The organism is Pedobacter sp. AC402, from assembly GCF_979252805.1.
The window spans coordinates 21,538-28,086 of the sequence record NZ_CEEDAI010000003.1 but is presented as its reverse complement, the minus strand read 5'-3'; the positions used below and the strand labels follow the sequence as shown (position 1 = coordinate 28,086).

10 protein-coding genes and 1 pseudogene are annotated in these 6,549 nt (G+C 35.5%); 5 read left to right on the top strand and 6 right to left on the bottom strand.

Annotation, left to right across the window (positions count from 1 at the left end):
- From AC0IWE_RS02930 to AC0IWE_RS02910, 5 genes and pseudogenes are all read left to right on the top strand, one after another.
- Positions 1-239: pseudogene (locus AC0IWE_RS02930) on the top strand (hypothetical protein); the annotation flags it as partial.
- A 177-nt stretch (positions 240-416) separates the two neighbouring features.
- Positions 417-668: a hypothetical protein gene (locus tag AC0IWE_RS02925; RefSeq protein ID WP_471791846.1), complete on the top strand. Its 252-nt coding sequence runs from the start codon at positions 417-419 to the stop codon at positions 666-668.
- 98 nt (positions 669-766) lie between these two features.
- Positions 767-1,147, top strand: coding sequence for a trypsin-like peptidase domain-containing protein (locus tag AC0IWE_RS02920; RefSeq protein WP_471791845.1), 381 nt, complete (start codon positions 767-769; stop codon positions 1,145-1,147).
- A 359-nt stretch (positions 1,148-1,506) separates the two neighbouring features.
- Positions 1,507-2,142: a peroxiredoxin gene (locus AC0IWE_RS02915; RefSeq protein WP_471791844.1), complete on the top strand. Its 636-nt coding sequence runs from the start codon at positions 1,507-1,509 to the stop codon at positions 2,140-2,142.
- A 210-nt stretch (positions 2,143-2,352) separates the two neighbouring features.
- Positions 2,353-2,550, top strand: a complete 198-nt coding sequence (locus AC0IWE_RS02910; protein WP_463494304.1) for a cold-shock protein — start codon at positions 2,353-2,355, stop codon at positions 2,548-2,550.
- A 211-nt stretch (positions 2,551-2,761) separates the two neighbouring features.
- Here AC0IWE_RS02910 and AC0IWE_RS02905 read toward each other — a convergent pair whose 3' ends face one another.
- From AC0IWE_RS02905 to AC0IWE_RS02880, 6 genes are all read right to left on the bottom strand, one after another.
- Positions 2,762-2,905, bottom strand: coding sequence for a hypothetical protein (locus AC0IWE_RS02905; RefSeq protein ID WP_471791843.1), 144 nt, complete (start codon positions 2,903-2,905; stop codon positions 2,762-2,764).
- Positions 2,856-3,047: a hypothetical protein gene (locus tag AC0IWE_RS02900; RefSeq protein ID WP_471791847.1), complete on the bottom strand. Its 192-nt coding sequence runs from the start codon at positions 3,045-3,047 to the stop codon at positions 2,856-2,858. The genes AC0IWE_RS02905 and AC0IWE_RS02900 overlap by 50 nt, the downstream gene beginning before the upstream one ends.
- A gap of 20 nt (positions 3,048-3,067) precedes the next feature.
- Positions 3,068-3,952, bottom strand: coding sequence for a class I SAM-dependent methyltransferase (locus AC0IWE_RS02895; protein ID WP_471791842.1), 885 nt, complete (start codon positions 3,950-3,952; stop codon positions 3,068-3,070).
- Positions 3,953-4,097: 145 nt separating this feature from the next.
- Complete coding sequence (locus AC0IWE_RS02890) at positions 4,098-5,366, bottom strand: aspartate kinase (RefSeq protein WP_471791841.1); 1,269 nt, start codon at positions 5,364-5,366, stop codon at positions 4,098-4,100.
- 1 nt (position 5,367) lies between these two features.
- Complete coding sequence (locus AC0IWE_RS02885) at positions 5,368-5,835, bottom strand: GNAT family N-acetyltransferase (RefSeq protein WP_471791840.1); 468 nt, start codon at positions 5,833-5,835, stop codon at positions 5,368-5,370.
- A gap of 1 nt (position 5,836) precedes the next feature.
- Positions 5,837-6,538: a YggS family pyridoxal phosphate-dependent enzyme gene (locus AC0IWE_RS02880; RefSeq protein WP_463494312.1), complete on the bottom strand. Its 702-nt coding sequence runs from the start codon at positions 6,536-6,538 to the stop codon at positions 5,837-5,839.
- Between the last annotated feature and the right edge of the window lie 11 nt (positions 6,539-6,549).

Here is a 6,549-nt window from a genome sequence, read left to right as displayed (position 1 = left end):
TATGTACATCTACTTCGTTCGGTTATGAAAACCGGTGTTTAACCAGGTCTACCTCGCTAACACCACTGGTTTTCGCATTTATCGTGAAACGCTTTCGCGTTTTTCGTGCGCCGCTTCATTATATTCACAATTTATCCATGCAGGATATCTGCGAAAAGTTTGGCTATACCAATACTGATAACGCAAAAACACAGAAATACAAGTGCCTGCAACGGTTAAAGAAATTTTTTCAACCATAATAATTGAAATGAGAAACGATTTGGAGTTAGATGCAATTACTGAAGATTATCTTTAGGTAAACTTAACGCACAGGAAACTGAAGCTTTTGAACAGTTACGTCGCAATGATGCCACAGTAGATCATAAGGTGGTTTCGCATAAGTTCTTTTTAGAATCTATGGGAGCGTTGCCGATCAAATGCGGTTGAAAGATCAGCTTAATCAAATTCATTCAGAAATTGATGTAGCACATTTAGCCATAACATTAAGGCCGCATCCATCACGTGTGGTTCAATTATGGCGTAAACATAAATCTGCTATAGCGGTTGCTGCTTCTTTTCTGGTATTGTCATTGGTTTCAGTATATTCTATACAGCATAACACAAGGCAAAAAGAGCAATTGGTGTTGTTAAGTAGTCAGGTTAATAAAGCCATAAAAAACACAGAATAGCTTAATAAGGAAAATAAACAGCACATCTGCAGCCGTTGGAAAGCCAGCTGTTCAGAATAGTGTAGGCGGTACCGGGTTTGCCATTTCTACAAATGGTTATGTCTGCAACAAATCTGCATGTAATTAACGGTGCAGATTCACTTTATGTACAAAACAACAGGGGTGAGTCGTTTAAAGTTAAATCTGTTTATACCGATCCTCAGAACGATATTGCAATTCTTAAAATCAGTGATAAAAATTTCGATAATCTTTCTTCATTACCTTATACCATTAAAAAAAGTACCAGTAGTATTGGTGAAATGGTTTATACTTTAGGTTATCCGAAAGATGATGCGGTTTTAGGCGAAGGTTATGTAAGTTCTAAAAATGGATTTGTAGGCGATACCACGCAATACCAAGTGGCCATTGCTGTAAATCCAGGAAATAGCGGAGGACCGGTTTTAGATAATAACGGTAATTTGGTTTGGAATTATCAGTAGTAAACCAGATCAAACTGAAGGTGCGGCATTTGCTGTTAAGTCTAGATATATTTTAGAGGCGATGAGGGCTATTCCTCAAGATTCCTTAGGTAAGAACAAACTCTCAGCGAATAAAAAAAGTGCCCTGTCTGGCTTAAAGCGGACGAAACAGATTGAGAAATTACAAGATTATGTATTCATGATCAAAGCTTATAATTAATTATACCCCAAATAAATTAATATTCTTAAACCCTGTTGATTATAATCTTCAGGGTTTTTTGTTGCATTTATAATTTAGATGTCCTAAAATAATATTATGTCTATGTATTTAGTATACTATTGTTTAAATTTGTTTTAATCAATATAAAATATAGACTATCATGAGTATAAGATTAGGCGATACCGCACCAAATTTCCAGGCCAATACCTCTATTGGGGAAATAGATTTTTACGATTATTTAGGCGATAGCTGGGGAGTATTATTTTCTCATCCTGCTGATTATACCCCCGTTTGTACAACAGAATTGGGTAGAACTGCGGCATTGAAAGATGAGTTTGAGAAAAGAAATGTTAAGGTTTTAGCAATAAGTGTTGATACAGCAGAATCGCATAAGGGCTGGATTAATGATATTAACGAAACTCAAAATACTTCGGTTGAATTTCCGATTATTGCCGATCCTGATAAAACTGTGGCTAATCTTTATGATATGATCCACCCGAATGCTTCAGAAACATTAACTGTAAGGTCGTTATTTGTAATTAGCCCTGATAAAAAAGTAAAATTAACGATCACCTATCCTGCATCAACCGGAAGAAATTTTAATGAAGTGTTACGCGTGATTGATTCCTTACAGCTTACCGCAAATTACAGCGTGGCAACACCAGCCGATTGGAAAGACGGGGAAGACGTAATTGTAGTGAACAGCATTAAAACAGAAGATATTCCGGCTAAATTTCCTAAAGGACATAAGGTTGTTAAACCCTATTTACGTACTACGCCACAACCGAATAAATAATTAGAATAGAATACCCTTTTTAAACGCAACATTATTGTTAAATGGCCAAAATAGGGTTGTATACCATGTGTAAATTATTATATTTGGTAGTTTTGTGTCAATATTAACGCCAAAACTGGTTCGTTTATTCAATTTTTATTCAATCGGTTGACTGAAATGCTGATCAAAGCGTAAAAGGTTTATTTATTTTATACAATTTTTTATTTTTATATGGCAACCGGAAAAGTTAAGTGGTTTAACACTCAAAAAGGCTTTGGATTTATTGTACAAGAAGACAATAAAGACTTATTTGTACATTTTAAAGATGTTTTAGGTGGAATAGAAAGCTTAAAAGAAAACGACTCAGTAGAATTTGAAGTAGCTGAAGGCAGAAAAGGTTTACAGGCGGTAAACGTAAAAAAAGTTTAAGCAATAATATATTAATTAGTTCTTTGTACCAACAAGAAGCCTCCTACTACAGAAGGCTTTTTGTATTAAGTGGTATGTCACTTAAACGCTAAAAATGGTGATTTCCGCCAGAGTCTCATCGTACTGAAGGCAATCTATTCTAAATAGGTTTAGCTTCGCTGGGCCTGTGGTTTTCAACTGCGTAGCACTTTGCTCAGGAATTAAGACTACATTAATAATATTGAATGATTGAGGCTTTAATTATGGTATTTTCTCCGTTGCCGAGTTTGGTGAAAATTAAAAATTGATTTTGATCTGCTTTAATTTTATACTTTTTTACCAGATCTTTCTGGCTTTGCAGGGTAATTTCTAACAATTACATTGCCTTTTAAATTTTCTTGTTTTTTTAGCGTTCCTGTGGTTAGTATGGCTTCTATTTTAAAAATCCTGCCAGGAAAATCAACATTTATTTCCTTAGAGGTAAAAAGTTGCGTTTGGGGATGTAGTTTTTTTAAGATGATATGTAGTCCCGATTAAATTAAAAGCTTCCGGATTTTAACAATGCTGCGTCTGGTTCGTATAAATAATCGCCAATGGCCAAATTATCAATAAAGGCTACCGCTACCGGTGTTGTAGGAAAGTTAAAAGAGAAAGTTTTCTCGAGATCGGCATTTAAAGTAACCGCAACAATTTTTGTATCCCCATAAAAGCCTTTGTCAATAATCCATAAAAGTTCTTTACACTCATTTTTTACACTCACAATATGGATTTCGCTAACATAGTTGAGTTCTTGTAATCCTGCTGAAATATCAAGTAAAGGAGCTGTTTTTACGATAATCCTATCTGATTTCTCAAGCAGTGGGTTCAGGTTGATTACAATATCGGGCGTACAATCTTTCAGCATAAAAACTTTGCCTTTTTCAGCTCTGCGTGCCGGATCTACATAAATGGTATCGAAATGTATATCATTGTTTAATAAATAAGCAATGCCATCTTCAGCTTTAAATTCAAGGTTGAAAGCCTTTAATGACTTTGCATTGTGCTTTGCGGTTTCTGATAATTCGGAGTTAATTTCGCAATGGGTGACAGCTTTCAGCTTTTTTGAAAAATAATAGGCATCCACACCAAATCCACCTGTAATATCGATGAGGGTATTGCCCTTAACGAGTTTTGACTTGTATTGCGCAGTAATTTCAGAAGAAGTTTGCTCTATGGAGAGTAATGGCGGGTAACAGATATTTTCGGTATTAAACCAGGTTGGTAATTTCTTTTCTGATTTTTTTTTGGCAGCGATTTGGGTTGCCAATTCTCCAGGAGTAATCCCCTCAAACATACTTTTAGCTAAAGCAATCTGATTTACATCTGCATTTATATTTGCGTTGATATAATCTTGTACTGTTTTGGCTAAAAGTTTATTGTTCATATCTAAATATCATTTCAAAGGAGATTGTCATTTCGACCGGGCCCGATAGCTATCGGTTGCAATAAAGTGGAGAAATCTAAATTAGATAGGTTTCTCCATTGCGGTCGAAAAGACAAATACATTTAATGTTCTCAATGAACAGGTGCTATGCGGTTTTATTCTTCATCACCATTTGGCAGGTATGGCGACTTTTCACTTCGAGTAAAATATCTTTTTCAACCGTTACACGATCGATGGTTTGTTGGTTATAATAGCGGATGGTTACCAATTCAAGCCCTTTGTTGTATTTTACTGTAAACTCATCAGAAAGGTCGTTAATCAATTTTTCAATCTGTTTAGGATGATCATCAACACTTACTGAGAAACTGATGGCAGAGTTGAGCATAGTATTGATTTTGATCTTATGTTTATGAAAAAGTTCAAAAATATTGCTCAGGTTTTCTTCTATAATAAAGGAATAATCTTTAGGGAAAATCGAAATCAATGCCTGGTTTACTTTAAAAATAAAAGAGGGGATAGGTAATGGATTATTATCTTTTGTAATTGCTGTTCCTGATCCTTCTGGCTGGATAAATGACCTTACAAATAGCGGTATGCCTTTATTTTGAAGTGGTTTTATTGTTTTTGGATGTATTACCGTTGCGCCATAATAAGTAAGCTCAATTGCATCGTGGTAGGATAACTGTGCAATTTTTTCGGTTTCATCAAACCATTTTGGATCTGCATTTAATACGCCGGGTACATCTTTCCAAATGGTTAAGGCGGCGGCATTTAAGCAAGAAGCGAATATAGCGGCAGAATAATCTGAGCCTTCTCTACCCAACGTTGTGGTGTAATTTTCACTGGTGCCACCAATAAAACCTTGTGTTACAATAATATTATCACTCAAAAGTGGCAATAAATCTTTTTGAATAATCTGATTGGTTTTAGGCCAGTCTACCTTTCCTTCGCGGTAGGTATTATCGGTTTGAATATAGTTGCGGGCATCGGCCCATAAAGCCTTATTACCAGTTTCATTTAGCCAAGCGGCTACAATTTTGGTAGAAACCACTTCTCCAATAGATACAATCTGATCATAAATATAATCAGGATTGTTATCCGGCTCATCTTCAATCAACCAATCAATTTCTACAAATGTATTGGCCACATCATCATAAACAGGATGGTGTTTACCTTGAAAAAGTTGATCTATAATGTTGAAATGGAAATGTTTAATCTCCTCAAAAATGGCGTGTGCCTCATCATTTTGCGCTAAAAAAGCATGGGTAAGTTTCTCTAATTGATCAGTGATTTTGCCCATCGCCGAAATTACAATCAGTAAATTTCCTTTTTTGTAATCGCGGACTATATTTGCCAAATTTTTTACACCATCTGCATCTTTTACCGAGGCACCACCAAATTTAAAAATATCCATATTAAAATGCCTTGATTTGTTCTTTAGAAAAAGCTGCATTTAACCATCCGCTCTCTAAATGTGCTTTGTATTTATTATAAAAGTTAATTGCGGGTTCGTTCCAATCTAATACCTGCCATACCATACCACTATAGTTGCCGTTTTTAGCTTCTTCCATAACCTTTTCGAATAATACTTTTCCAATTCCTTTTCCCCTGAATTCTTCAGTTACAATAAAATCCTCAAGGTATAATCTGCAACCTTTCCAGGTAGAATAACGGGTATAATACAAGGCAAAACCAACAATTGTATTGTTTACTTCTGCAACGTAGGCTTTCCAAACCGGTTGCTTGCCAAAGCCAGCTTCTATAAAGTGATCTAAAGTTACTGTCACTTCTTCCGAAGCACGTTCATAAACTGCTAGTTCATTAATCAGTTCAAGTATTCTTGGGCAGTCATTTGCAGTTGCAAATCTGATGTTAAAATCCATATTAGTTGGCTGAAATGTCGTTCTTGAAATGTTTGATAATTCTTTTTCCAAAAATACTGCTGCCAATACGCACCATTGTACTCCCTTCTTCAATCGCAAGTTTGTAATCAGCACTCATTCCTGTCGATATTTCTTTAAAAGCATCGTCCTTGCGGAAAAAACTCACTTTAAGGCCATCAAAAAATACTTTTAACTCATGAAACTCTATAGTGATCTGTTTTTCATTTTTAGTGTTTGTGGCAATTCCCATTAACCCAACAATGCGAATGTTTTTCAATTCGGCATAGGCCTCATCGCGTAGCAATTCGATTACTTCATCAAAACCAAGTCCGAATTTAGTATCTTCATCTGCAATGTAAACCTGTAATAAACAATCTATTACGCGTTTGTTTTTTGCTGCCTGTTTGTTAATTTCCTGGAGTAGTTTTAAACTGTCTACACCGTGGATCAGTTGTACAAAAGGGGCAATATATTTTACTTTATTGGTTTGTAAATGCCCAATTAAGTGCCATTCAATATCGTTAGGAAGTTGCGCCTGCTTATCAACCATTTCCTGCACATGGTTTTCACCAAAGATGCGCTGACCAGCATTGTAGGCTTCTAAAATTGATTCTATTGATTGTGTTTTCGAAACGGCTATCAGTTTAACCCCATCTGATTCAACTTCGCTTTTATATTGTTTAAGATTATCAGCTATGCTCATTTATAACTATT

What these genes read in the sequence shown, in the direction of transcription:
- AC0IWE_RS02915 (WP_471791844.1), top strand. Translation starts at nt 1,507, where the DNA reads ATGAGTATAAGATTAGGCGATACCGCACCAAATTTCCAGGCCAATACC.
- AC0IWE_RS02895 (WP_471791842.1), bottom strand. Translation starts at nt 3,952, where the DNA reads ATGAACAATAAACTTTTAGCCAAAACAGTACAAGATTATATCAACGCA.
- AC0IWE_RS02910 (WP_463494304.1), top strand. Translation starts at nt 2,353, where the DNA reads ATGGCAACCGGAAAAGTTAAGTGGTTTAACACTCAAAAAGGCTTTGGA.
- AC0IWE_RS02925 (WP_471791846.1), top strand. Translation starts at nt 417, where the DNA reads ATGCGGTTGAAAGATCAGCTTAATCAAATTCATTCAGAAATTGATGTA.
- AC0IWE_RS02880 (WP_463494312.1), bottom strand. Translation starts at nt 6,538, where the DNA reads ATGAGCATAGCTGATAATCTTAAACAATATAAAAGCGAAGTTGAATCA.
- AC0IWE_RS02890 (WP_471791841.1), bottom strand. Translation starts at nt 5,366, where the DNA reads ATGGATATTTTTAAATTTGGTGGTGCCTCGGTAAAAGATGCAGATGGT.
- AC0IWE_RS02920 (WP_471791845.1), top strand. Translation starts at nt 767, where the DNA reads ATGTCTGCAACAAATCTGCATGTAATTAACGGTGCAGATTCACTTTAT.
- AC0IWE_RS02885 (WP_471791840.1), bottom strand. Translation starts at nt 5,835, where the DNA reads ATGGATTTTAACATCAGATTTGCAACTGCAAATGACTGCCCAAGAATA.